Annotated in this window: 1 pseudogene; it reads right to left on the bottom strand. The window is 37.7% G+C overall.

The annotated features are described in order from the left end of the window. Positions 1-47: 47 nt before the first annotated feature. Positions 48-382: pseudogene (locus AB4486_RS26025) on the bottom strand (curlin); the annotation flags it as partial.

Below are 382 nucleotides of genomic sequence, written 5' to 3'. Positions count from 1 at the left end.
ATAAAACGGCGACCAGCGCCGTTTTAGTAAATGTATAAAAATTCATATTAGTTTTGGTAGATAAGACCAACGTTTCCGTTTGCGCCATTACCTAATACAGCAGCGTTATCATATGATGTTTGCTCTATCATAAATTGGTTCATGTTACTGTTAGTTAAACTAACTGTTGCGTTTGAATGAGAACCTGTTTGAAGAGTGAATACTCGGTTATCGTTACTGTTCATTAGATCGATATCAACATCATTTCTATCACCACCACCAACATCTGTATTGACGATAGTTTCTACGTAGTTTCCGTCACCCCAGATGTCGATAGCAACATCGTTTCTATCAACACTGCCGTTACTAAACTCAGTGTAAGTGGTATTAGAGTTACCGTTGA

Origin of the sequence: Vibrio sp. 10N.222.55.C6 (genome assembly GCF_041473395.1) — a bacterium.
GTDB classification, from domain to species: domain Bacteria; phylum Pseudomonadota; class Gammaproteobacteria; order Enterobacterales; family Vibrionaceae; genus Vibrio; species Vibrio crassostreae_C.
Note: the sequence above shows the minus strand (reverse complement) of the source record. Positions and strands in the feature narration are given on the sequence as shown.